Genomic DNA, 23,294 nt, shown 5'->3' with positions numbered 1-23,294 from the left:
TCGGCGGGACACCGGCGGGGGAGCCGCCCGGCGGGGCTGCGGGGCGCGCGGGCGGCTCACGGCAGGCGGTACCCGCGCAGCCCGGCCAGCAGCCGCAGGCCCGGCTCGTCCAGCATCCCCGCCGCCGCCAGCGACCGGGCCTCGGCGTCGTCCATCCCGGCCAGCCGGGTCAGCGGGGCGAGCGGGCCCACGGTGGCCAGCAGCTCCCGGGCCTCGGCCGACCACCCCTGCAGGTGCCGGTGCACCTGCTCGACCAACGGCCAGTCCCGCGCCTCGACCGCGAGCAGCTCCAGCCAGCCCCACACCGCGGTACGCAGCGGGGCGCCGCCGAGGGTGGCCTGCTCGGCGTCCACGATCAGCCGGTTGACCGCGTACCGGGCGGCCGGCTGCTCCCGGCGCGAGCGCCGGCCCGGGTGCTCCACCCGGTAGGCGACCAGCGCGCCCACGTCGGCGGCGTGCTGCCCGAGCTCGGCGATCGACCAGTAGGCCTCCGCCGTCCACCCGCCGCGGGCCAGGGTGAGCGCCTCCCGGCCGTCGCGCGGGGCGCCGGCGGAGACCACCCGGGCGCGGGCCGCGGCCAGCTCGGTGGCCAGCCCGGCCCTGCCTGCGCGCGTCATCGCCGTCCAGTGTCCCGGTCCCGCCGCCACCGCGCCGCCGAGCCGGCCCGCGCGGTCGGGCAGGCGTCCTCCCCTGGCCGCGGCGCCGGGAGCAGCGGTGATCAGCTGAGCTGGTCACCGGCCGGCCGGGCTCGCCGGCGTTGCTCACCGTGGCGAGGCGGACGGATCCGCGGTCGCCGATGGTCGACCCGGCCCGCCGAAACGACTGACGGACCGGCCAACCGGCCCACAGTCAGTGCATGACGATCACTCGCCGCGCAGCTCCAGGGGGATGAACTCGACAGCAGGCAGATGGGGGATCTGTAGTTCTCCTTCCGAATGCAGTGTCGTCAGTGTGAACATCATGTATGTCAAGACTTCCCACGGTCCCCTGACAGGGTCCAGGAACACGTCGCTCAACCAGTCGAACTCCACTGCGAATGTATGTGTGCCATCCCTGCCCTTCTTGACCTTCTCGATGTTCAACTCGTCGCCATCGCTCACTTGGCGGAAAACGAGGCAGAGGCATTGCAGCCCGGAAGGCCCTGGCCAGGCGGCTTCAAGCAATCGCATCTCGACGAAGTTCGACGCGATCACCATGTTGGCCAGGAACTTCTTTATGGCCATCTCGTCATCGTTCGGGCCGAAACCGGCACCCGTACTGATACGACTGAACATCAGTTCTCCTACTCGTAAATCGACGAGTGTGTCACTGCTACATCATCGGCAGCTCAGGGCGCCTGGAGGGCAACGGTCGCTACGGGTCGCCCGGTGAGGGCGGTATGCGTTGTGCTTCCACGCGAGCGCTTGATGGCGAGTGAGCCCGGCGGTGGGTCAGGGCGTCCCCGTTTCAGGGTGTCCCCGGGTCGATCCGGAAGCCGCGCAGCGCGGCCAGCAGGTGCAGCTCCCCGGTGTCCGCGCTGCCCGACCGGCGCCGCTCGTCGGCCTCCTCCACGCTCAGCCCGGCCGCCCAGGCCAGCGGGCCGACGTCGACCGGCAGCGCCCGCCACCGGGTGACGTCGGCGTCGTCCAGGGCGCGCGGGTCGCCGTGCACCCGACCCCGCCGGCTGCTGCCGATCAGGGCCTCCACCGCCCGCGCCTCGTCGGCGGACGGCGCCCCGGCGACCACCCGCAGCCAGCCCAGCACCTCCGGCCGGGTCAGCCGGCAGTGGATGTACCAGGAGACGGCGACCTCGCCGAGGCGGTGCCGCAGCCCGGCGGTCTCGGCGCGGTACTGCCGGCCGTAGAAGGACCCGCCCTCCACCGCGGCCGCGCTCATCGCCGCGATCGCCTCGACGTCGTCGGCCCGCCAGCCGCCGGCCGCCCACGCCCGGGCGCGCTCGGGGTTCAGCGCCAGGCCCAGCTGCCGGCCGAAGGCACCCATCAGCGGCCGCCAGGCCCGCTCGGCCTCCGGGTCCAGGACGCCGGGCTCCACGGCCGGGCGTCGCCAGGGCGCCCTCACCGCACGGGCCGGACGCCGGCTGCGGGGGGCATGCAGCCAGTGTCCGCCCCGCGGCGGCCCGGTGCCGCCCCGCTCGGGGTCAGGGCCGCGGTCGCTCGTCGGCGTGCCGGCGCAGCAGCGGGCCCAGCCGCAGCTCGGCCGGTGCGATCGACGTGCGCGCCCGCACCACGCCCGGTGAGAGCGATACGGTGCCGGCTGCCTGCCCACGAGGAGGACGGGAGCTGATGGACTCGGTGCACTTCGACGCCCCGCTGGAGCTGCTGCCGTGGGGGCGCAACACGTACACGGTCCTGTACCTCGACGACCTGCTGGAGGACGCCGTCGCAGCGGCCGGCACCCGCCGCATCGAGGGCACGATCGAGGGGGTCGAGGTCAACCTGGGCGTCAACCGCGCCGACGTCACACCCCGCCCGTTCTGCTACGTCGGCGCAGCCCTGCAACGCCGCCTGCGGGCCACCGCCGGCGACGTCGTCACCTGCCGGCTACGGCCCGCCGACCCCGACCACGTCCCCCTGGCCGACGACGTGCGGGCAGCGCTCGAGGAAGCCGGTCGGCTGTCGGCCTTCCAGCGGCGTCGACCGGCCCAGCGCCGCCAGGACCTGCAGCCCATCGAGGACGCGGCCCGCGACGCCACCAGACGCTCACGCATCGAGGCACTCGTGCGCTCCCTGGCGCCCACGGATCGCGCCCCGTGAGGCGCACCCACCCGCGGGGCCGGTGCTCGTGCACGCCGCACCGGGCCGCGACGACGTGCCGCCGCTGCTGATCGAGCCGCCCCGGGCCACCGCGGCGCGGGCCCGACCCCGACTGTCGGTGCCCGGCCCTACGGTGCCGCCGTGACCGGACCGGACTGGCTGAGCGACACCCGCACCTCCTATGACACGGTGGCCACCGCGTACGCCGACCTGCTGCGCGGCCACCTCGCGGGCGCGCCGTACGACCGCGCGGTGCTGGCGCTGTTCGCCGAGCTCGTCGGACCCGGCGGGCCGGTGCTCGATGCCGGCTGCGGGCCCGGCCGGATCACCGCGCACCTGCAGGCGCTGGGCCTGGCGCCCGCCGGGGTCGACCTGTCCCCGGGCATGGTCGACGTCGCCCGCCGGGACCACCCCGGCCTGCGCTTCGAGGTCGGCTCGATGACCGACCTCGCGGTGCCCGACGCGTCGCTGGCCGGGGTGCTCGCCTGGTACTCCCTCATCCACGTGCCCGACGAGGTCGTGCCGGTCGTCCTCGCCGGCTTCCGCCGGGTGCTCCGGCCGGGTGGGGTCGCGCTGCTCGCCTTCCAGGTCGGGGACGAGCACCGGGTGAAGACCAGCGGCTACGGGGACCTGCCGATGTCGCTGCCCGTGCACCTGCGCCCGCCGGAGCGGGTCGAGTCCTGGCTCGCGGACGCCGGGCTGCCGGTGCAGAGCCGGCTGGTACGCGAGGCTGCGGCCGACGAGCACGTCCCGCAGGCGTACCTGATCGCCCACCGACCGAGCTGAGCGACTGCCCGGGCGGGCTGGGACGCCGCCGAGCGTCGGGGCGGTTCGGTGCCGGACGTGGCCGAGGCCCGGGCGCCCGGCCGGCGCGTCGTGTCGCCGTGCTCGCCAGCGTGGCGCGGAGGCTCAGGCGGCGTCGCCCTCGACCAGGGCGCGCAGCCGTTGCAGGGAGGTGCGGGTGTTGCGCAGCTGGAAGTCCGCGAACGTGCTGCCGCGGGTGAGCAGCCGGTCGGCCACGTTCGCCACCGGGTCCGGCCACCGCCGGTCGTCGGTCCAGGTCAGGCTCACCCGCGTGCCGCCCGCGACGGGCTCCAGCCGGTACTCCCAGCTGGCGATCGCCACGCGCAGCCACGGCGAGCTCAGCCCCCAGCGGCGCACCTGGAACGCGAAGCGCCGCTGTGGCTCGACGGCGGTGACCACGCACGCGGTCTGCCAGCGCACCCCGGCCCGGCGGTTGGCACCGACGAACGACGTCCCCAGGTCCGGGGTGCCTGCCGAGGGCAGCACCGCCCCGGTGTTCTCCGGGCTCCACCGCGGGGTCTGCGCGGGGTCGGACACCAGCGGCCACAGCTGCTCCGGTGGCGCGGCGACGACGACGGAGGTGGTGACGGACATCGGACGGCGCACGCGGACTCCCGGGGACGAGGACGCACCCACCCCGGACCGGCGCCGCGCACGCCACCGGATCGTGGCACACCCGCCGCGTACCGGGTCCACGACTGCTGCGGGCAGGACCTGCCGGCAGCGCCCCGGCGCGTCGCACCAGCTGCACCGGGCGTGCCGCGGCGCGTCACGACGGTGGGTCACCGAGAACCTGCACCGCGCGGTCCACGGTCGAGCGGGTGCGAGGCCCGCCGGGCGCAGCTGTGACCCCGCCCACCGGCACTGACCGGTCCGCGCGACCGAGTCGTTACCTGTGCAGGCCTACCTCACGGCCCGCTGACCAGCTACGTTGGCGCGGATGTCGAGAACCGGGCACCGTCGGTCGTGGGCCCTCGTGAAGCTCACCGTGAGCATCCTGGCCGCGGGCGTGCTCGTCGCCGGGCTCATGCTGCCGTGGGTCGGCGGCACCGGCCTGGTGGCCCGCAACTCCGCCAGCCTGCTGGACGCCCTGCCCAACGAGCTCCTGGACGAGACGCTCAACGGCAACAGCAAGGTCTACGCCGTCGACGGCACGCTGCTCACCGAGTTCTACGAGGACAACCGCGCGCCGGTGCCCTCCGAGCAGATCGCCGACGTGATGAAGCAGGCGCTGATCGACATCGAGGACTCCCGCTTCGCCCAGCACAACGGCCTGGACGTGCAGGGCACGCTGCGCGCGCTGGCCACCAACGTCGCCGCCGGTGAGGTCGCCGAGGGCGGGTCGACGCTGACCCAGCAGCTGGTCAAGCAGACCCTGCTGCAGACCGCGGAGACCCCCGAGGAGCGCGCCGCCGCCAACGCCCCGACCGTCGGCCGCAAGCTGCGCGAGGCCCGGCTGGCCCTGGCGGTGGAGGAGGAGTTCACCAAGGACGAGATCATCACCCGGTACCTCAACCTGGTGTACTTCGGCCACGGCGCGTACGGCGTCCAGGCCGCCGCCCGCACCTACTTCTCCACCGACGCGAAGGACCTCACGCTCCCGCAGGCCGCCGTCCTGGCCGGGCTGGTGCAGAGCCCCCGGGACGACGACCCGATCAACCACCCCGAGGCCGCCGCCGTCCGGCGCAACCAGGTGCTGGACCGCATGCACGACCTCGGGCACATCACCGACCAGGAGCTGGCCGACATCTCGGCCAGCCCGGTCCCGGTCGTGGAGAGCCCCAAGCCGCCGAACGGCTGCGTGGCGGCCAGCATCGGCGGCTTCTTCTGCTCCTACCTGCAGAACCACCTCACCGGCACGTTGGGCATCACCCAGACCCAGCTGCTCACCGGCGGGCTGACCATCCAGACGACGCTGCGCCCCGACGTCCAGGCCGCCGGCGACCAGGCCGTGCTCAACACCCTGCCGATGGGCGACCCGCTGGCCGCGATGTTCACCGCCGTGCAGCCGGGCACCGGCCACGTCCAGGCGATGAGCGTCAACCGGGTCTTCGGCTGCACCGACGCGGCCAATCCCGCGTGCGAGTCGGTGGTGCTCAACGACGCAGCCAGCCAGGGCTCCGGCTCGACCTACAAGGTGTTCACCGCGGCCGCCGCGCTGGAGCGGGAGTTCTCCCAGTACTACTCCCAGACCACCGCCGACCCCTACGTGTCCCGGGTCTACAAGGACGGCGGCAAGCCCTACGACGTCGAGAACGCCGGCACCTACCCGGCCACCCTCGACCTGGAGGCCGCGCTCTACCGCTCCTCCAACACCTATTTCCTGGCCCTGGAGGACGCGCTGGGCAGCGTCGAGGGCCCGGTCCGGATGGCCGAGCGGATGGGCATGCAGTTCGACCAGCCCAACCAGGACCCGGCCCAGCAGATCATCGACGAGAACCGCGGCTCGTTCACCTTCGGCTCGGAGGCCACCAGCCCGCTGGACCTGGCCACCGCCTACGCCACCCTGGCCGCCAGCGGCACCCGCTGCTACCCCACGCCGGTGGTTCAGGTGCTCGGCCCCGACGGCCAGCCGCTGCTCGGCGAGGACGGCCAGCCCGTGGTGAAGGGCGACAACTGCACCCCGGAGTCGATCCCCGCCGGCATCGCCAACACGCTGAACCAGATGCTGCGCAAGGACGTCGAGCCCGGGTACGCCGGCACCGGCCGCCGGGCCTACGTGCCCGGCCACCAGATCGCCGGCAAGACCGGGACGTCGCAGGAGAACTACTCCGCGGCCTTCGTCGGCTACACGCCGGAGTACGCGGCCAGCGTGATGGTGCTCAATCCCAAGGCCAACCAGGACGTCGGCGGCTTCGGCGGGAACAAGCCGGCGACGATCTGGAACGACGCGATGACCCCGGTCCTGCAGGCCGGGCCGACCAAGCCGTTCCCGCCGGCCGACCCCAAGGTGCAGAACGGCAACACCCGCCCGGTGCCGCGCTGCTCGTCGGTCACCGGTTGTGCCTCGGCGATGCAGTCCGCCGGGCTCCGCTCCACCACGGTCCGGGTCAAGTCCGCCCTGCCGTCGGGTTCCTTCGTGGGCACCAACCCGCCGGCCGGAGCGCGCGCGGTGCCGTTCCAGATGGTCAGCATCCAGGTCAGCGACGGCTCCGGGTACGTGCCACCGGCCCCCGCCCCGCCCCCCGCGCCCGGCCCCCCGCCGCCGCCTCCGCCTCCGCCGCCGCTCCCGCCGGGCCCCGGCAACGGTCTGCTGCCGCCGGACACGAACGGCGACGGACTGCCTGGCTGACCGACCGGCGATAGGTGACGACGGCGGCGGTCAGCCCCCGGTGAGCCAGGCCCGGATCTCCGCGCCGTGCTCGTCGAGTCCCGGCGGCGGCAGCCGGTAGCCGGCCGGTGACTCGGAGAACGTGATCGGGTTGCGCACCGAGGGCACCGCGCGCTCGCCCGCGCCCACCACGACGACCGGGTCCAGACCCACCTCGCGGGCGAAGTCGACCCCCTGGTCGACGGTGTTGATCGGCCCGCACGGCACCCCGACGGCGATGATGTCCCGGAACCACTCCTGCCGGCCGCGGGTGCTCAGCCGGGCCACCAGCAGCGACCGCAGCTCGTCGCGGTTCGCGACGCGGCCGGCGTTGTGCCGGAAGCGCGGGTCGTCGGCGAGCCCGGGGACGCCGAGCACCTGCACCAGCTTGCGGAACTGGCCGTCGTTGCCGGCGGTCACCACCAGGTCGCCGTCGGCGCAGGGCAGCGGCTCGTAGGGGAACAGGCTGGGGTGGCTGTTGCCCATCCGGAACGGGACGACGTCGCCGGCCACCACGGCGCTGGCCTGGTTGACCAGCCCGGACAGCGCCGAGGCCAGCAGGTTGACCTCCACCCGCTGGCCGTGCCCGGTCTGCTCCCGGAGGTTCAGCGCCGCCAGCACCCCGACCGTGGCGTGGAGCCCGGCGATCACGTCGAAGACGGCCACCCCGGCGCGGTAGGGCTCGCCGTCGGCCGGTCCGGTGAGGCTCATCAGCCCGGAGATGGCCTGCACGATCAGGTCGTAGCCGGGCAGTGCCGCACCCGCGGGGGCGGTGCCGAAGCCGCTGATCGAGGCGTAGACGACGCGCGGGTTCGTGGCCGACACCGTGGCGTGGTCCAGGCCGAAGCGGGCCAGGCCGCCGGGCCGGAAGTTCTCCACCACGACGTCGGCCCGCCGGGCCAGCTCGCGGGCCACGGCACCGTCGGCGGGGTCGGCCAGGTCGAGTGCGATCGAGCGCTTGTTCCGGTTGACGCCCAGGTAGTAGGTGGAGACCCCGTCGCGCAGCGGGGGCGCCCAGGTGCGGGTGTCGTCCCCGCCCGGGCCCTCGACCTTCACCACCTCGGCGCCCAGGTCCGCCATCAGCATGGTGGCGTACGGCCCGGCCAGCACCCGGGAGAAGTCGGCCACCAGCAGCCCGGCCAGCGGGCCGGCCGGCGCAGCGCCCGCCGGCACAGCGCCCGCCGGCACGGCGCCCGCCGGCACAGCGCCGGGGGTGCCGGCGTCCGGGGTGTGCGGGTCGTCGGCCGGTCCCTGCTGCTGCATCGCGCGCCCTCTCCCCAGGCCCGAGGAGGTCGGGCCCCGTGACCGTAGCGGCGCTCCGCCGGGCGCCGGGCAGCCGGCAGCCCCGGGTCAGCCGGCCGGCGCGTCGTCCAGCCGGGCCAGCAGGTCCCGGACCCGGCCGAGCAGCAGCGCTGCGGCCACCGGTTCGTGGTCGGGCAGCGAGCTGTCGGCGAACAGGTGCCGGTCCCCGGGGTAGAGGAACAGCTCCGCGTCCGGGGCGGCGGCCACCAGGGCGCGGGCGGCGTCCACGTCGCCCTCACCGGCGAAGAAGGGGTCGGCGTCCATGCCGTGCACCTGCACCGGCACGCCCGCGGGCCACGCCGCACCGAACTCGGTCACCGGCACGCAGGCGGAGAGCAGCAGCGCGCCGCGGGCACCGGGCCGGGTCTGCGCCAGCGCCTGCGCGGGCAGCACACCCAGGGAGAACCCGGCGTACACCAGCCCGGCGGGCAGGCCCTCGACCGACCGGACGCCGCGGGCGACGACCTCGGAGGTCCCGACCTCGTCGGCGTGCGCGGCGCCGGCCTGCAGCGAGTCGAACGTGCGGCCCTCGAACAGGTCGGGGGTGTGCACGGTGTGCCCAGCTGACCGCATCCCGTCGGCGAACGCGAGCACCCCCGGGGTGAGCCCGTGCACGTGGTGGAACACGACCACCTCGGCCATCACCGATGCCTCCCGTCCGTGCCGCTCCGGTCCCGCAGCCCGACGCCGCGCGGTGCGGGCCGGGCGCCGTTAGCGTGGCACCGACCGCACCGCCTGCCCACGGGAGCCGCGTGAACCTCGAGAAGGTCGTCTTCGGCTTCTTCGTGCTGCTCGCCGCCACCCTGAACTTCGGCTTCTTCATCGGCGACATCGCAGACCCCGAGCTGCACAACGAGTACGAGCTGTTCGCCGCCGTCGTGGTCAGCCTGATCGCCACCGTGCTCAAGTTCGGCGACCGGACCCAGATCGGCGCCGTGCACCTGGCCACCAGCCTGGTCGCCGACCTGCAGCTGATCGCGGCCACCGTGGTGTTCGCCTACGCCGCGCACGTCTCCACCGAGGGCCTCACCGCCAGCTCCACCGCCGCGGTCGTGTCGCTGTCCGGTGGGGCCCTGTTGGCCAACATGGTCTCGGTCGTGCTGCTGGTCACCGAGACCGTCTCCTTCCACCGCTCCTGAGCCCGGCGGCGGACGTGGCGCGGTCGGCCGGCTTCTGGGACCGCCTCACCGGGCGGTCGCAGGCGCCGCCGCCCCGGGCCCGCCGGCACCGGTCGGTGGTCACCGGCGCGCAGGCGTCGGCCACCATCTTCGTGATCATGCGGCGGATGCGGGTGCCGCTGGTCACGCTGATCCTGATCTTCGCCGTCAGCGTGCTGGGCCTGACCCTCATCCCCGGTCAGGACGACGCCGGCCGGCCCTGGGACGTCGGCTTCTTCGACGCGTTCTACTTCATGAGCTACACCGCCACCACGATCGGTTTCGGCGAGCTGCCCTACCCGTTCACCGCCGCCCAGCGGCTGTGGGTGATGGGCAGCATCTACCTCACCGTGATCGGCTGGGCGTACGCGATCAGCGCGTTGCTGTCGCTGCTGCAGGACCGCGCCTTCCGCTCCGCGCTGGCCCTGCAGCACGTCACCCGCAAGGTGGCCCGGCTGCGCGAGCCGTTCCTGCTGATCGCCGGCTACGGGCAGACCGGGGAGAGCCTGGGCCGCCAGTTCGACGCGCTGGGCCGCCGGTTCACCGTGGTGGACATCGCCGACGCGCGGATCGACGCCCTGGAGCTGAACACGCACCACGCCGACGTGCCGGGGCTCGCCGGTGACGCCCGCAACCCGCACGACCTGGAGGTCGCGGGCCTCGGCCACCCGTGGTGCGAGGGCGTGCTCGCCCTCACCGACGACGACGAGGCCAACCTGGCGGTGACCATGACCGCCGCCCTGCTGCGCCCCGACCTGCCGGTGGTCACCCGCACCATCTCCCCGGTCATGGCGCACCGGATGGCGGCGTTCGGCGAGCCGACGGTGATCAACCCGTTCGACCGGTTCGGCGACCACCTGCGGCTGGCGCTGCGGGCCCCGGCGTCCTACCAGCTGATGTCCTGGCTGGAGGCGGGCCCCGGGGCGCCGCTGCCCGAGCGGGCCGTGCCCCCGGCCCCGGGCCGGTGGGTGGTGTGCGGCTACGGCCGGTTCGGCCGGCACTTCACCGCCGACCTGCGGGCCGAGGGCCTGGAGGTCACCGCGATCGACCTGCACCCCGACGACGACGACCCGGACCTGCTGGTCGGCGACGGCAGCGACCCCGAGGTGCTGGCCCGCGCCGACCTCGCCGGCGCGGTCGGCTTCGTCGCCGGCACCGACGACGACACCACCAACCTGTCCCTGGTCGCCGAGGCGCGCGACGCCAACCCGGACCTGTTCGTCGCCGCCCGGCGCAACCAGCCCGCCAGCGCCGTGCTCTTCGACGCGATGGACCTCGACGCCGTGCTCATCCCCACCGAGGTCGTGGCGCAGGAGGCCTACGCCCGGCTGAGCACCCCGCTGCTGTGGCGCTTCGTGCGGGAGCTGTCCGGGTGCAGCGACGCGTGGTCGGCCGAGCTCGTCGACCGGCTCACCGCCACCTGCGGCGAGCGGCTGGAGGCGCTGTGGAAGGTCCGCCTGGACGACGACGAGGCGCCGTCGCTCGGGCCCTGGCTGCGGCGCGGTGAGCTGCGGCTGGGTGACCTGCTGCGCGACCCGGAGACCCGGGAGGACCGGCTGGACGCCGTCCCGCTCGTCGCGCTGCGCGGCGAGGAGTGCACGCTCGCGCCGGGCGCCGACTTCGTGCTGCACCCCGGTGACCAGCTGCTGTTCGTGGGCCGCCCGTCCGAGCGCCGCGCGCTGTCCACCAGCCTCACCGACCCCTCGGCGCCCGCCTACCTGGTGACCGGACGCCGGGAGCCGTCCGGCTGGCTCTGGCGGCGGCTGTCCCGCCGGACACCCGCGCCGGCGGGCTGAGCAGGGGCCCGTCCGCCGGTCCTACCCGCATGGCGTCGGGCCGGGGGAGGATGCGCCTCGTGATCCTCGCCGCGGGCGACGTCCCCGCGTACCTGGCCCCGACCGCCGCCCTCGTCGTCGCGGCCGCCGTCACCGGCTACCTGAGCGTGCGCGCCCGGGTGGTGCCGATCGTCGGCTTCCTGTTCGCCGGGGTGCTGATCGGGCCCACCCAGCTGGGCCTGGTGCCGCAGGAGGAGGCCGTCACGTCGGTGGCCGACATCGGCGTCGTGCTGCTGCTGTTCACCATCGGCATCGAGTTCAGCCTGGAACGGCTGATGGCCATCCGCCGGTACGTGCTGGTCGGCGGCGGGCTGCAGGTGCTGCTGGCCACGCTGCTGTGCACCGCCGTGGTGGCGCTCACCGGGGCGACCTGGGGCGACGCGGTGTTCACCGGTTTCCTGGTCGCGCTGTCCTCCACCGCGATCGTGCTGGCGGTGCTGCCCCGGGTGGGCGGGTCCGGCAGCCGGCTGGGCGGCATCGCGCTGGCGGTGCTGGTGTTCCAGGACCTCGCCGTGGTGGCCATGGTGCTCGTCGTCCCGCTGCTCGGCGACGGGGACGGCTCGGGCCCGTGGGGGCTGGTCCGGGCGCTGGGCACCGCGCTGGCGGTGGTGGTCGCGGTGCTGGTCGCCGCCCGCCGGCTGGTGCCGCCGCTGCTGGAGCAGGTGGCCCGCGCCTGCTCCCCGGAGGTGTTCCTGCTCGCCGTGCTGGCCATCTGCTTCGGCACCGCCTACCTGACCGCGCTGGCCGGGGTCAGCGTGTCCCTGGGCGCGTTCCTCGCCGGCCTGCTGGTCAGCGAGAGCCGGCAGTCCGCGCACGCCCTGGGCGAGGTGCTGCCGCTGCAGGTGCTGTTCGCGGCGGCCTTCTTCGTCTCGGTCGGCATGCTGCTCGACGTCGGCTTCGTGCTCGACCAGCTGCCCCTGGTGCTGCTGCTGGTGGTGTCGGTGCTGGTGGTCAAGGTGCTCAGCACGACGGTGGCGCTGCTCGCCGTCCGGGCGCACTGGCGCACGGCGCTGGCCGGGGGGCTGCTGCTGGCGCAGGTGGGTGAGTTCTCCTTCGTGCTGCTCAGCGTCGGTGAGGACGCCGGGCTCAGCCCGGCCGGGCTGGCCGACTCCGGGCGGCAGGCGCTGATCGCGGCCACCGTGCTGCTCATGGCCGCCACCCCGCTGCTGGCCGCGGCCGCCCGGCGGGTGGCGGTGCTGCCCGCCGCCGCGCGCCCGGCCGGGGAGCCGGACCCGGACGGCGCCGGGCACGGCGAGCTGACCGGTCACGTGGTGGTCATCGGCTACGGCGCGGCCGCGCTGGCGGTGGCCGACGACGTCGCCGCGCGGGGCGTGCCGGTGGTGCTCACCACCTTGAACCCGGACGGCGCCCGGGAGGGCGAGGCCGCCGGGCACCGGGTGGTGCCCGGCGACCCCAGCCGCAGCACCCTGCACGAGCTGGCCGGCACCGCCCGGGCCCGGCTGGTGGTCATCGCCGAGGACGACCAGGAGGAGTCGGTCCGAGTCGCCGCGGTGGTCCGCGGGCTCACCGACGCACCGGTGATGGTGCGCCCGGTCGACGGCGAGGACGTCGCCGAGCTGCACCTGGCCGGGGCCAGCCACGTGGTCACACCGCTGCGCGCCAGCGGCGACCGGCTGCGCACCGCCGTCCTGCGTGAGCTGGTCGGCCCGCCGGCCGGGCCGACCGTGGTGGACACCGCCCGGGTCGTGGACTGGACCTGGCCGGACGACGCCTGCCCGCACGGCAGTGAGTCCCGCCCGGTGCTGCCGTCCTCGCCGGGCTGCGAGGACTGCCTGCGGGAGGGCGCCACCTGGGTGCACCTGCGGATCTGCCTGCACTGCGGGCACGTCGGCTGCTGCGACTCCTCCCCGGGCCGGCACGCCCGGGCCCACCATGACGCGACTGGCCACCCGCTGATCGCCAGCGTCGAGCCGGGCGAGGACTGGGGCTTCTGCTACCTGGACCGCACCACGGTGGACAGCCTGCCGGCCGTGCAGGTGCGCTGATCCGGTCCGCTCCGGGGCCGGCCGCTAGGAGTAGGGCGGGGCGCTGTCGGCGACGACGGCGCCCCCGGTCGCCCAGCGGCTGCTCCGGGCCGACCGTGGAGTCCCGCACCGTCTCCCGCTCGGTCTCGGCGTTCAGCGCGGCGCCCACGATGACGAGGAAGACGCTGATCCACAGCCACAGCATGCTGATCGCCACCCCGGCCAGCGGGCCGTACGTGGACTCGTAGCTGCCCAGGCTCTGCACGTAGGCGAACAGGCCCACCGTGGTGGCCAGCCACAGCCCGGTGGCGACGGCGGCGCCCAGGGTGATCCAGCGCCAGCGGGCCTGCTCCCGGTCGGGCCCGACGCGGTACAGCACCGCCAGCACCAGCACCATGAGCGCCGCGGCCCCCGCCCAGGTCAGCACGGTCGCCACCGTGTGCGCCCCGCGCGAGGCGCCGTCCAGCGCGCTGGCGAGCCGGCCGGTGCCCACGATGACCCCGCCGAGCAGCAGGGCCCCGCCGAGCACCAGGGCCAGGGCCAGGCCGCTGCGGCGCAGGAAGCCCCGCGTCTCGGTCTCGTGGTAGGCCAGGGTCAGGCCGTCCACCAGGTACGTCACGGCCGTCGTCGCCGTCCAGAGCGCGACGACCAGCCCGGTCAGCCCGCGGACGGTGAGCACCTGGGCGGAGGCCGCGGTGATGGTGGTCAGCTGGTCGGCGACCATCGGCTCCAGGTCCGGCGGCAGCATCCCGGCCACCCGGGACAGCTGCTCCCCGGCCTGCTCCGGGGTGTTCACCGCGCCGTACACCGCGATGGCGGTGACCAGCACCGGGGCGATGGACAGCACCGCGAAGAACGCCACCGCTGCGCTCTGCACCATCAGCCGGTCGGTCATGACGTGCCGCAGCACCCGCCGCAGCACCTGCCGCCAGCCGGCCGCCGGGATGCTGCTCGGCGAGCCCGCGTCGCTCCCGCCGGTCGGCCCGGCCGGCCCAGTCGGCCCGGCCGGCCCGGTCGTCATCGCCGACGCGCCCCGGGCCACCGCCATGGCACATCCCACCGCGTGCCCGGGCGAGCCGCAAACCAGCGCTTGCCGGTCGCTCAGTCCTGCGGCGGCGCCGCACCCGGCCGGACGTCGGCCAGCAGCCGCTGCACCACCGGCGACCCGTGCACCGCGACCGGCCGGCCGGCGAGTCCGGCGGCGTCCAGGTGGTCCAGGACCAGCTGCAGCGCGGGGGCCGACAGCGACGTCGCGGACCCGGCGTCGACCACGTCGACCCGGGCGGGCTCCCGGCCGTAGCGGTCGGTGAAGGCGTGCACCGTCGCCTCGTCGACGTCCCCGGCCAGGCAGAGCACGCGCCCGTCGGCGCCGTTCAGCAGCCGGAGGACGCCGCGGGCCGGCGGCCGGTCGGCGGGCGGCGTGGGCACGGCGTCAGTCTGCCCGACGCGGGCCGTGCTCGTGGGTCGCCGTCCGGCCCCGGCAGCCGGGTCCGGGCGGTCAGGCGGCCGGGCGCGGGCGGTCAGGCCCGGAGCCGGCGGGAGGCCGCCACCAGGCCGCCGACCAGCACCGCGCCGGTGGCGTTGAGCAGCGCGTCCAGCGGGGAGACGACCCGCCCGAGCGACAGCGTCCACTGCAGCAGCTCGATGGTGGCCCCGGCGGTCACCGCCGCGGCCAGCAGCCGGCCGCCCCGGCCCAGCGCGGGCCAGCGCAGCACCGCCAGCCCGGCCAGCGGGGCGAGCAGCAGCAGGTTGCCCAGCAGCTGGGCCAGCGTGCCGGGGGAGTCCAGCCCGGCCGCGTACCAGCGCAGCTCGGTGACCGGGTCGCCGAACGCGTAGCCGCGGCCCGCCGGGGTCAGCGTCAGCAGCGCGACGACGCCGGCGGCCAGCAGCACCGCGGCGGTGAGGCCGGCGCGGCTGCCGTCGTCGGGTGCCGCGGGGCGGCCGGTCGTGACCCGGGGCCCGGGACGCGTGTCGGTGGTCATGGCACCACCGTCGCCCACCCGCCGATGGGCGACCTCCACGCAGCCTGCCAGCATCCTGTGAGCACTCCGGGTGCTGCCTGGACGGGCCCCGTCTGTGACCCGCAGCGGTACGTGGTCCGGTTCTCGCAGGGCTACGTGGCCTGCGGTGCGCCAGGGCCAGCGGCGGCGGCTCGCTCACAGGCGCGGTAGGCGGTTGACCGTCCGACCCCGAACAGCTCGGCGAGGTGGGGTCGTGCACGGAGCCGCCGGGCTGCACGCGCACGCCGCGACTGGTGGGCTCCTCGACGATGTCCCGGGCGTCGCGCAGCGACCGGGCGAGCCGGTCGAGCTCGGTGACCACCAGGGTGTCCCCGGCGCGGCCGGCGGCCAGCGCCTCGCGCAGGCCGGGTCGCAGCCGGCTGGTACCGGTCAGGCCGTGGTCGACGTGGACGCGCTCGGCGTCGACGCCGGGCGCCGCCAGGCCGTCGCGCTGGGCGGTGAGGTCCTGCTCGACGGTCGACACCCGGGCGTAGTCGATCTTCAGTCCGGTCACGGGGGCGCGTGTGCCGTATGAGGTACCTCAGTGGGACAACGATTCGGACGGGTCTGTTGGGACAGTCTGTCCTGGCCCTTCACCGCGCCGACGCCGCCAAGGTCATGTGTCGGTCGACGGTCGGCTACAGGCACGTCAGAGCCTGAGACGCCGAGCGTGTTGCTGCCGCGTGACCCGACCGCGAAGGCGGAGCGATCCACGGGCGGCTCACGATCAGGCCTGCATGTTCGACGAGGCGGATTCTTGACTCTGCCAAAAGTTAGATGCACTCTAACTTCATGCCCGACCAACTCGGCCTCCGGGACCGCAAGAAGCTCCAGACCCGTCAACGCATCGCTGACGTCGCCGCCGTGCTGATCGCCGAGCGGGGGTACGACGCGGTGTCGATGGTCGACGTCGCTCGGGCGGCCGAGGTGTCGGATCAGACGGTCTACAACTACTTCGCGGCCAAGCAGGAGCTCGTGCTCGACATGGCCGAGCAGATCCGCGGCTGGTACGACCAGGCCATCCGCGGTCGCAGCGAAGACGTCACTCCTGCCGAGGCGCTCGCACCGTTGCTGCTGGCCGACATCGACCGCTACCGCCACAGCGACCTGACCCAGGCTCGCGGTGAGTTCATGGCGCAGAGCGTCACCAGCGCGACGTTGCGACGGTTCACCCTCGAAGAGCGTGAGCGACAGACACTCACCATCGCCGCCGCCGTCCGCGACACCGCACCGGGCCTGCCGGCAGTCGTCGCACACACGCACGCCGCCGCACTGGTCGCTGCCATCGCGCACGTCCACGACCTGATCGGCCACAGCGTGCTCGACCGCGCCCCGCAGGACATGGCGGCGGAGCGGATACGAGCCGTGGCACGGATCGCCCTGACCGACCTGAGCCGCGCCTTCGCCGGCCGCGGCTCGGCACCGACGCCCCACTGACCACCACGCACACCACGACCAAGGAGCGCACATGACCACAGCCCGCGTCCTCGTCTCCGGAGCCAGCATCGCCGGCCCGGCCCTGGCCTTCTGGCTGCACCGCTACGGCTACGACGTCACCGTCGTGGAGAAGGCCGACCAGATCCGCCGAGGCGGGCAGGCCGTCGACCTCAAAGGACCGGTCCACCGGACGGTGCTGACGCGGATGGGCATCCTCGACGCCGTAGCAGCCGCGCACGTCCCCAACGCCGACGGCATCACCGTCGACGCCTCAGGCCGCAAGGTCGGCACCATCCCTGGCGCCTTCGCGGGCGGGGAGATCAACGTGCCGCGTGGCGACCTGGCCGCCATCCTGTACGACCTGACCGCCGACACCTGCCGCTACGTCTTCGACGACTCGATCACCTCGCTGACCGAGACGGACACCGGTGTCGACGTGACCTTCGCCCGGTCCGCGCCGGAGACCTTCGACATCGTCGTCGGCGCAGACGGCATGCACTCCCACGTCCGCGCCCTGGCCTTCGGACCTGAGTCCGCCTACGTCGAGCACCTCGGCTTCTGCTACGTGCTGGCGAAGCTGGACACCGGCCCCGAGGACATGATGTACAACGAGCCCGGTCGGATGGTCGCCATCGGCGGACCGAAGGCGCCCGCCTTCTTCGTCTTCGCCTCCGACCAGCCGCCAACCGCCCGCGACGACGTCGAGGCGCAGAAGCGGCAGTTGATCGACGCCTTCGCGGGCAGCGGTTGGCGCGTGCCCGAGCTGCTGGCCCAGGTTCCGGCGGCGCAGGAGTTCTACCTGGACTCGATCAGCCGGGCCACCGTCGAGCACTACTCCACCGGCCGCGTCGTCCTGCTCGGCGACGCCGCCTACGGCAACGCGCTCGGCGGGTTCGGCACCGGCCTCGCCCTCGTCGGTGCCTACGTCCTCGCCGGCGAGCTCGCCACCGCCGACGGTGACCACCAGAAGGCCTTCCGGTCCTACGAAGCCGCCATCCGCGGCTACGCGGCGGTCTCACAGAAGGTCAACGCGGGCCGGCTGCTCGCACCAAGGACCCGGCCCGGCATCTGGGTGCGGAACCTGATGTTCTCCTCCCTCTCACTCGTCGGGCCCCTGATGAAGATCATCGACAGGCCTGCCTCCAACATCACCCTCGCCGACTACCCGTCCCTGCTGCCCACCACCCGGGCCTGAGCGGCGCTGGTGGCCGCGCCGCAGGCGCTGGCCGCGCTCGGCGTCACAGACCGCAGAACCTGTCGAGCCGGCGTCAGGGTCGAAGGACCACCTTGCCCAGGGCGGTGTGGGACTCGGCGCGCTGCATGGCCTGGGCTGCCTCGGTCAATGGGAAGCACGCGGCGACCTGGGCGGTGAGAGTGCCGTCGGCGAGGAGCTGGAGGACAGCGGTCAGGTCGGCCCGCAATCGTGTGCGGAAGCGGCGGGGGCGGGTGAGGTGACCGGCCCAGACGTTGTAGAAACTGGCGCCGTGACGGTTGGGTAGCAGGTCCCACCAGGCCAGCCGCGCGACCAGGGCGAAGAACGCCGGGATCATCGGGCCGGTGTCCTTGAGCAGCGCTTGCCGAGCACCTGCGTCGAGAGCTGGAACGTGTCCCGGGTGTCCGCCCGGCCGGTGGGCGGCTCGGGCCACGGCGAGCGTGCGGACGGCTGCGGGGCGGGGGTCTCGGCCACGCCCCATCCTGCCCCGCCGCGCGCCCGCCCGGCCCGGTCAGCAGGAGGCCGGCGGGTGCGCCGTGCGGACGACCGGCCCGACCGTCACCGCAGCTCGCGCTGCCGGGCCGCGGCCCGGGACCGGCCGCGGGTCAGCAGGTACAGCCCGACGACGACGCCGAAGGAGACCAGGCTCAGCACCAGCTGGGAGCGGGTGGCGGCGTCGGTGCCCATCGCGACCAGGACGGCGACGATCGCGGCGATGGTCAGCAGGGTCAGCACGGGGAAGCCCCACATGCGCACCGTCAGCTGCTCCGGCGGCGTGCGGCGGCGCAGCACGAACTGGCTGATGCAGATCATCAGGTAGACGAACAGGATGATCGCGCCGCTGGAGTTGAGCAGGAACAGGAACACGGTGTCCGGCGAGACGTAGGCGGCGATCACGCAGAGGAACCCGACCACGGTGCTGAGCAGGATCGCCCCGACCGGCACGCCGCGGCGGTTGACGGCGGTGAGCCGGGCCGGCGCCTCGTCCCGGGCGGCGAGCACGAAGATCATCCGGGAGGCGGTGTACAGCCCGGAGTTCAGGCAGGACAGCACCGCGGTCAGCACGACGGCGTTCATGATGTCCGCGGCGCCCGGGATGCCCATGGCGTCGAACGCGCTGACGTAGGGCGAGGCGCCGACCTCCTCGGAGTCCCACGGCAGGATGACGGCGAGCAGGAACACCGAGCCGACGAAGAACACCGCGATGCGCAGCACCACCGAGTTGGTGGCCTTGGCGATCGCCCGCTCCGGGTCGTCGGACTCCGCGGCGGCGATGGTGGCGATCTCCGCCCCGACCATCGAGAAGATGACCACGACGATGCTGGAGAAGATCGCGCCGGCGCCGTTGGGCAGGAAGCCGCCGGTGTCGGTGAGGTTGGAGAAGTCGGCGTCCCGGCCGGGCCAGGCACCGAGGGCGAACAGCGCGCCCAGCACGATGAACAGGCAGATCGCGGCCACCTTGATGCCGGCGAACCAGTACTCGAACTCGCCGTAGGACTTCACCGAGAACAGGTTGGTAGCCGTCATCAGCACCATCAGCACGAGCGCCATCAGCCACAGCGGGGCGTCCAGCCAGCGCTCCAGGATCTTCGCGCCGGCGACGGCCTCGAAGCCGACGACGATGACCCAGAAGTACCAGTACAGCCAGCCGACGGAGAAGCCCGCCCAGCCGCCGAGGGCCTGCCGCGCGTAGTCGGCGAAGGACCCGGTGGACGGGTGCGCCGTCGCCATCTCCCCGAGCATGCGCATCACCATCACGATGAGCACACCGGTGGCGGCGTAGGTCAGGAACGCGGCCGGGCCGACGTCGTTGATCACCACGCCGGAGCCGACGAACAGCCCCGCTCCGATGACGCCGCCGATGGCGATCATCGTCAGGTGCCGCTGCTTGAGGCCCTTCCTGAGCTCGGTGTCCGGCGCGGCTGTCATGGCGTCCCCCTGCTCGTCGAGGGCGGACCGTCGGTCCGCAGGCGACGAGCATGACGGGCTCGGCGCCGTCCCGACAGTCGAGCGTGGGGCCGGACTAGAAGGTGACGGGCAGCTCGTCCACGCCGTAGACGAAGGACAGCTGGCGGAACGCCAGTTCCTGCTGCGGGACGGCGACGGCGAGGTCGGGGAAGCGCCGCAGCAGGGCCGGCAGCACGATGCGCAGCTCCATCCGGGCCAGTTCCGCGCCGATGCAGCGGTGCACGCCGTGCCCGAACGCCAGGTGGCCGCTGGTCGGGACGCGGGCCGGGTCGAAGGCGTCGGGGTCGGCGCCGGCGGAGTACGGGTCGCGGTTGGCGCCACTGAGCGAGGCGATGACCACGTCACCGGCGCGCAGCGGGGTGCCCAGCAGGTCCATGTCCTCCCGGGCGAAACGCGGGAACGCCACCTGCACCACCGACAGGTAGCGCAGCAGCTCCTCGACCGCCCGGTCGACCTCCGCGCGGGTGCCGTCCCGGACGACGGCGGCGTACGCGGGGTCGCGCAGCAGCACCATCGTGGACAGCGAGATCATCCCCGCCGTGGTCTCGTAGCCGCCGGTGAACACACCGTCCACCAGGCCGGCGAGGTCGCGGTCGGAGATGGCGTCGCCCTCCTCGCGGATGATCTGCCCGATCAGGCCCGGCCCGGGCTCGACCCGCTGGCGGGCCACGGCGTCCATCAGGAACGCGCGCTGCACGGACACGGCGCCGAACGCCGCGGCGGCGCCACCGGTGGCGTCGAAGCGGGCGCTGCCCAGCCGGGCGAACTCGTCCCGGTCGGACAGGTCCAGGCCGAGCAGCTCGCAGATGGTCTGGAACGGCACCGGGAACGACAGCTCGCGGGCCAGGTCCGCCGGTGGGCCCGCGGCGGCCAGGGCGTCCAGCCGCGCGGCGACGGTGGCCTCGATCGCGGGCTCCAGCCGGGCCAGCCGGCGCATCGTGAACTCCGGCGTGAGGATCTTGCGCAGCCGGGTGTGCACCGGCGCGTCGGCGAAGCCCAGCCCGCCGATGTCCCCGGCGTTGGCCGGGCCGGTGCCGGGGAACAGGTGTCGGATGTCGTTGCTGAAGCGGGTGCGCTCGGCCAGCACCGCCCGGGTCTCGTCCTGACCGGTGATCAGGTACACGGCGAAGTCGAACGGCAGGTCCAGCCGGTGCACCGGGTCGGTGGCGCGCAGCTCGGCCAGCCGGGGGAGCGGGTCGACGCCGTCGCGCTGCAGCGGGACCTTGGTCGGCTCCGGGATGAACGAGAGCTGGGTGAGGTCGATGCCCTTGGTCTGGATGCGCCGCACGACCAGCCCGGCCAGCCACGCCCGGGTGCGTGCGCGCACCTGGGACCCCGTCCGCCGCGGGGCGCGGGCGCCCGCCCGCCGCGCCCGCCAGCTGTGCCCGCGCCCGATCAGCGACGCGTCGTCCGGCCTGGTCACAGCGGCGTCTCCTGTGGTCCGGCGGGGCTGGCCGGGCTCGGATGCCCGTGGCACACGATACGGACACCGACCACCCGCCGGGGGAGACCCGCCGCACGCCCGGGGCGCCCCGACCCCTCCTCCCGTGACCATGGCCTGCGCGGGAGCGGCCCCTTCCGCGAGAACGGCCGGGGACGACGGCGGCCGTTTCGGCGGAAGTGGCCGGTGATGGGGGCCGTTTCGGCGGAAGTGGCCGGGGGAGGCGGCCCTTTCCGCGGAAGTGGCCGGTGATGGGGGCCGTTTCCGCGGAAGTGGCTGGGGACGGGGGCGGGGCGGGGTCAGGGCAGGGCGGCGGCCAGCCAGGCGTCGGTGCGGTGCCGCCAGGTCCGGGCGGCGGCCCAGGCCACGCGCTCGGCCGCCCAGCCGGCCGGCTCCTCGCCGGCGGCCACCAGCGCCTCGGCCGTCGCGGCTGCGCCGTCGACCACGTAGGCGTGCGGCGGCGGGTCGCTGGAGTGCTCAAGGTGCCCGGCCGTCGCGACGACGGGCAGCCCGCGGGAGCTGTAGTCGTAGGTCTTCATCGACGACTGGCCCAGCGCCCTCGCCGCCACGTCGGGCACCAGGCCCGCGCTCGCGCCGTCCAGCACGGCGGGGAGCTCCTCGCGGCGCAGCTCCCCGAGGTACCGGAACCGCCCGCCGGTCTCGGCCTCCAGCGCGGCGAAGCGGGCCGCCGCCGCGCGGGCGGACTGCGGGAACACCAGCTGGCCGTAGGCGTGCACCGTCCAGTCCGGCAGCCTGGTCAGCACCGCACGCACCAGGTCGACGTCGAAGCGCTCGGCGATGCTGCCCACGTAGACGGCGTGCCGCGCCCGCCGGGGGGTGCTGCGGGGTGCCGCCAGCAGCGCCTCGTCGGTGCCGTTGGGCACCACCACCGGACGCCGCCCCGGGAACAGCTCGCCGAGGACCCCGTTGACGACGACGACCTCGTCGGCCTCGTCGGCGATCCGGCGCAGCTGGTCGGGCAGCCCGCGGGCCCGGGGCAGCAGCCGCGCCCAGTCGTCGGTGCAGTCGAACACCCGCTGCCCGCCGAGGCGCCGCGCCGCCCGCCAGTCCCACGGGAACAGCAGCACGCTCAGCTGCGGCGCCCAGCCCGAGCGGCGCAGGAACCCGGCCAGCAGCCCGGCGTCCAGCTGCTCGGCGAGCCGGTGCCGGTGCCCGGGCAGCACGGTGGAGCGCTCGGTCACCCGGACCCCGGGCGCCGCCTCCGCCCAGCGCGCCCGGGCCAGGTGCCCGGCCCAGTTGCCGGGGTCCCGGACCACCCGGTGCACGTCGGCCGGTGCCTGCACGAAGTCCACCGGCATGCCGCGGCGCACCAGCTCGGTGGCGATCCGGTGCTCCCGGCGGATCGCCGGGTGCCACGGGTCCTTGGCCACGATGCCCACCCGCGGCCCGATGGTCGGGGGGCCGGCTGCGGCAGGGCCGGGGGACGGCGGGGACAGGGCTCCTCCTACGGTGTGCGGGCACGCGCCGACGGCGCGGGGGCGATTGTGCCGCGCCGCCCGGTGCCGGCCGGGACCACGCTGCGGCACGCGGGGGAGGCGGTGCGGGGTGCAGCTGCCTGCGGCGGTCGTCCGCCGGCTGCCCCTGGCCGCCAAGCGCGCGGTGCTGTTCCGCCGCGCGCACGGCCGGCTGCCCCGCGACCGGCGGCCGGTCACCTTCACCGACAAGGTCAACTGGCGGGTGCTGCACGACCGGCGGCCACTGGTCGGGCAGCTCGGGGACAAGCTCGCCATGCGTGCCTACGCCGCCCAGGTGTGCCCCGACCTGCCGGCACCCCGGGTGCTCTGGACCGGCACCGACGTCGCGGCCCTGGCCGGGGTGGACCTGCCCGAGCGGTGGGTGCTGAAGCCCAACCACGGCACGATCCGGGTGCACGTCGGCACCGGCCCCCCGGACCTCGCCCAGCTGCGCCGGGTCACCACCGGCTGGCTGGACGAACCGCTGTTCCCCGAGCGCGGTGAGTGGGTGTACAGCCAGGCGCGGCGGCTGCTGCTCGTCGAGGAGTTCCTCGCCCCGGCCGGCCTCGCCCCGGCCGGCCCCACCCCGGCCGGCACCGCACTGACCGGCACCA

At 74.6% G+C, this 23,294-nt stretch carries 22 protein-coding genes and 2 pseudogenes; 10 read left to right on the top strand and 14 right to left on the bottom strand.

The genetic code is table 11. The annotated features are described in order from the left end of the window. Nucleotides 1-56: 56 nt before the first annotated feature. The 3 genes from G1H19_RS18455 to G1H19_RS18445 form a co-directional block, all read right to left on the bottom strand. Nucleotides 57-617, bottom strand: coding sequence for a hypothetical protein (locus tag G1H19_RS18455; protein ID WP_152730577.1), 561 nt, complete (start codon nucleotides 615-617; stop codon nucleotides 57-59). 246 nt (nucleotides 618-863) lie between these two features. Beyond that, nucleotides 864-1,274 carry a hypothetical protein gene (locus G1H19_RS18450; RefSeq protein WP_152730576.1) on the bottom strand — a complete coding sequence of 137 codons (411 nt, stop codon included), beginning with the start codon at nucleotides 1,272-1,274 and terminating at the stop codon, nucleotides 864-866. A 172-nt stretch (nucleotides 1,275-1,446) separates the two neighbouring features. Next, nucleotides 1,447-2,031, bottom strand: a complete 585-nt coding sequence (locus tag G1H19_RS18445) for a hypothetical protein (protein WP_152730575.1) — start codon at nucleotides 2,029-2,031, stop codon at nucleotides 1,447-1,449. A 251-nt stretch (nucleotides 2,032-2,282) separates the two neighbouring features. On the opposite strand from G1H19_RS18445, the gene G1H19_RS18440 reads away from it, so the two are divergent. Both G1H19_RS18440 and G1H19_RS18435 read left to right on the top strand, forming a co-directional pair. Continuing rightward, a complete protein-coding gene (locus tag G1H19_RS18440) occupies nucleotides 2,283-2,753 on the top strand; it encodes a YdeI/OmpD-associated family protein (RefSeq protein ID WP_152730574.1) in 471 nt (156 codons plus the stop codon). Between the two features lie 141 nt (nucleotides 2,754-2,894). Next, a complete protein-coding gene (locus G1H19_RS18435) occupies nucleotides 2,895-3,539 on the top strand; it encodes a class I SAM-dependent DNA methyltransferase (RefSeq protein ID WP_162392485.1) in 645 nt (214 codons plus the stop codon). Between the two features lie 123 nt (nucleotides 3,540-3,662). Here the strand turns inward: G1H19_RS18435 and G1H19_RS18430 are convergent, their stop codons facing one another. Next, a complete protein-coding gene (locus tag G1H19_RS18430) occupies nucleotides 3,663-4,163 on the bottom strand; it encodes an SRPBCC family protein (protein ID WP_162392484.1) in 501 nt (166 codons plus the stop codon). Nucleotides 4,164-4,533: 370 nt separating this feature from the next. Between G1H19_RS18430 and G1H19_RS18425 the strand changes: the two genes are divergently transcribed. Beyond that, nucleotides 4,534-6,849 (top strand): transglycosylase domain-containing protein, encoded by a 2,316-nt coding sequence (locus tag G1H19_RS18425; RefSeq protein ID WP_322099345.1) that lies wholly within the window; start codon nucleotides 4,534-4,536, stop codon nucleotides 6,847-6,849. 30 nt (nucleotides 6,850-6,879) lie between these two features. On the opposite strand, the gene G1H19_RS18420 is transcribed toward G1H19_RS18425, so the two are convergent. Both G1H19_RS18420 and G1H19_RS18415 read right to left on the bottom strand, forming a co-directional pair. Continuing rightward, complete coding sequence (locus G1H19_RS18420) at nucleotides 6,880-8,130, bottom strand: CaiB/BaiF CoA transferase family protein (RefSeq protein WP_152730572.1); 1,251 nt, start codon at nucleotides 8,128-8,130, stop codon at nucleotides 6,880-6,882. A gap of 87 nt (nucleotides 8,131-8,217) precedes the next feature. After that, entirely contained in the window at nucleotides 8,218-8,811 is a 594-nt protein-coding gene (locus G1H19_RS18415) for a dienelactone hydrolase family protein (protein WP_152730571.1), read from the bottom strand. 110 nt (nucleotides 8,812-8,921) lie between these two features. Here G1H19_RS18415 and G1H19_RS18410 point away from each other — a divergent pair, with 110 nt between their 5' ends. From G1H19_RS18410 to G1H19_RS24185, 4 genes are all read left to right on the top strand, one after another. Next, complete coding sequence (locus G1H19_RS18410) at nucleotides 8,922-9,308, top strand: DUF6394 family protein (RefSeq protein WP_162392483.1); 387 nt, start codon at nucleotides 8,922-8,924, stop codon at nucleotides 9,306-9,308. A gap of 14 nt (nucleotides 9,309-9,322) precedes the next feature. Beyond that, nucleotides 9,323-11,122, top strand: a complete 1,800-nt coding sequence (locus tag G1H19_RS18405; RefSeq protein WP_235927959.1) for a potassium channel family protein — start codon at nucleotides 9,323-9,325, stop codon at nucleotides 11,120-11,122. 59 nt (nucleotides 11,123-11,181) lie between these two features. Beyond that, nucleotides 11,182-13,167 carry a cation:proton antiporter domain-containing protein gene (locus G1H19_RS18400; protein ID WP_202925816.1) on the top strand — a complete coding sequence of 662 codons (1,986 nt, stop codon included), beginning with the start codon at nucleotides 11,182-11,184 and terminating at the stop codon, nucleotides 13,165-13,167. A 95-nt stretch (nucleotides 13,168-13,262) separates the two neighbouring features. Next, a complete protein-coding gene (locus G1H19_RS24185) occupies nucleotides 13,263-13,394 on the top strand; it encodes a hypothetical protein (RefSeq protein ID WP_268895430.1) in 132 nt (43 codons plus the stop codon). Here G1H19_RS24185 and G1H19_RS18395 read toward each other — a convergent pair. The 4 genes and pseudogenes from G1H19_RS18395 to G1H19_RS23545 form a co-directional block, all read right to left on the bottom strand. Beyond that, nucleotides 13,343-14,026 (bottom strand): annotated as a pseudogene (locus G1H19_RS18395) (YihY/virulence factor BrkB family protein); the annotation flags it as partial. The gene G1H19_RS24185 and the pseudogene G1H19_RS18395 overlap by 52 nt on opposite strands. A gap of 221 nt (nucleotides 14,027-14,247) precedes the next feature. Further along, the gene (locus tag G1H19_RS18390) at nucleotides 14,248-14,574 is read right to left on the bottom strand and encodes a hypothetical protein (protein WP_162392793.1); all 327 of its coding nucleotides are present in this window, start codon (nucleotides 14,572-14,574) and stop codon (nucleotides 14,248-14,250) included. Between the two features lie 92 nt (nucleotides 14,575-14,666). Beyond that, nucleotides 14,667-15,128, bottom strand: a complete 462-nt coding sequence (locus G1H19_RS18385; protein WP_152730569.1) for a VanZ family protein — start codon at nucleotides 15,126-15,128, stop codon at nucleotides 14,667-14,669. A gap of 313 nt (nucleotides 15,129-15,441) precedes the next feature. Then, nucleotides 15,442-15,630: pseudogene (locus G1H19_RS23545) on the bottom strand (recombinase family protein); the annotation flags it as partial. 308 nt (nucleotides 15,631-15,938) lie between these two features. On the opposite strand from G1H19_RS23545, the gene G1H19_RS18375 reads away from it, so the two are divergent. Beyond that, nucleotides 15,939-16,583, top strand: a complete 645-nt coding sequence (locus tag G1H19_RS18375) for a TetR/AcrR family transcriptional regulator (protein ID WP_152730568.1) — start codon at nucleotides 15,939-15,941, stop codon at nucleotides 16,581-16,583. A 31-nt stretch (nucleotides 16,584-16,614) separates the two neighbouring features. Then, the gene (locus G1H19_RS18370) at nucleotides 16,615-17,778 is read left to right on the top strand and encodes an FAD-dependent monooxygenase (protein ID WP_152730567.1); all 1,164 of its coding nucleotides are present in this window, start codon (nucleotides 16,615-16,617) and stop codon (nucleotides 17,776-17,778) included. Nucleotides 17,779-17,851: 73 nt separating this feature from the next. Here G1H19_RS18370 and G1H19_RS18365 read toward each other — a convergent pair whose 3' ends face one another. From G1H19_RS18365 to G1H19_RS18350, 4 genes are all read right to left on the bottom strand, one after another. Further along, nucleotides 17,852-18,133 (bottom strand): zinc-binding dehydrogenase, encoded by a 282-nt coding sequence (locus G1H19_RS18365; RefSeq protein ID WP_235909912.1) that lies wholly within the window; start codon nucleotides 18,131-18,133, stop codon nucleotides 17,852-17,854. A 221-nt stretch (nucleotides 18,134-18,354) separates the two neighbouring features. Continuing rightward, on the bottom strand, nucleotides 18,355-19,725 hold the full coding sequence (locus tag G1H19_RS18360; RefSeq protein ID WP_152730565.1) for an amino acid permease: 1,371 nt from the start codon (nucleotides 19,723-19,725) through the stop codon (nucleotides 18,355-18,357). A 94-nt stretch (nucleotides 19,726-19,819) separates the two neighbouring features. Next, nucleotides 19,820-21,187, bottom strand: coding sequence for a cytochrome P450 (locus tag G1H19_RS18355; RefSeq protein WP_235927958.1), 1,368 nt, complete (start codon nucleotides 21,185-21,187; stop codon nucleotides 19,820-19,822). Between the two features lie 317 nt (nucleotides 21,188-21,504). Further along, entirely contained in the window at nucleotides 21,505-22,596 is a 1,092-nt protein-coding gene (locus G1H19_RS18350) for a glycosyltransferase family protein (RefSeq protein ID WP_152730564.1), read from the bottom strand. 175 nt (nucleotides 22,597-22,771) lie between these two features. On the opposite strand from G1H19_RS18350, the gene G1H19_RS18345 reads away from it, so the two are divergent. Next, the coding region (locus G1H19_RS18345) for an ATP-grasp domain-containing protein (RefSeq protein WP_204282701.1) at nucleotides 22,772-23,294 on the top strand (523 nt) is incomplete at its 3' end.

This window comes from Goekera deserti, assembly GCF_010685995.1.
GTDB classification, from domain to species: Bacteria; Actinomycetota; Actinomycetes; order Mycobacteriales; family Geodermatophilaceae; genus Goekera; species Goekera deserti.
The sequence above is the reverse complement of the archived record's forward strand: the minus strand, read 5'-3'. Positions and strand labels throughout refer to the sequence as shown.

Bases quoted from the DNA above. Each gene is read 5' to 3' on its own strand.
- G1H19_RS18420 (WP_152730572.1), bottom strand. From the start codon at position 8,130: ATGCAGCAGCAGGGACCGGCCGACGACCCGCACACCCCGGACGCCGGC.
- G1H19_RS18375 (WP_152730568.1), top strand. From the start codon at position 15,939: ATGCCCGACCAACTCGGCCTCCGGGACCGCAAGAAGCTCCAGACCCGT.
- G1H19_RS18365 (WP_235909912.1), bottom strand. From the start codon at position 18,133: ATGATCCCGGCGTTCTTCGCCCTGGTCGCGCGGCTGGCCTGGTGGGAC.
- G1H19_RS18455 (WP_152730577.1), bottom strand. From the start codon at position 617: ATGACGCGCGCAGGCAGGGCCGGGCTGGCCACCGAGCTGGCCGCGGCC.
- G1H19_RS18370 (WP_152730567.1), top strand. From the start codon at position 16,615: ATGACCACAGCCCGCGTCCTCGTCTCCGGAGCCAGCATCGCCGGCCCG.
- G1H19_RS18450 (WP_152730576.1), bottom strand. From the start codon at position 1,274: ATGTTCAGTCGTATCAGTACGGGTGCCGGTTTCGGCCCGAACGATGAC.
- G1H19_RS18385 (WP_152730569.1), bottom strand. From the start codon at position 15,128: ATGACCACCGACACGCGTCCCGGGCCCCGGGTCACGACCGGCCGCCCC.
- G1H19_RS18440 (WP_152730574.1), top strand. From the start codon at position 2,283: ATGGACTCGGTGCACTTCGACGCCCCGCTGGAGCTGCTGCCGTGGGGG.
- G1H19_RS18415 (WP_152730571.1), bottom strand. From the start codon at position 8,811: ATGGCCGAGGTGGTCGTGTTCCACCACGTGCACGGGCTCACCCCGGGG.
- G1H19_RS18360 (WP_152730565.1), bottom strand. From the start codon at position 19,725: ATGACAGCCGCGCCGGACACCGAGCTCAGGAAGGGCCTCAAGCAGCGG.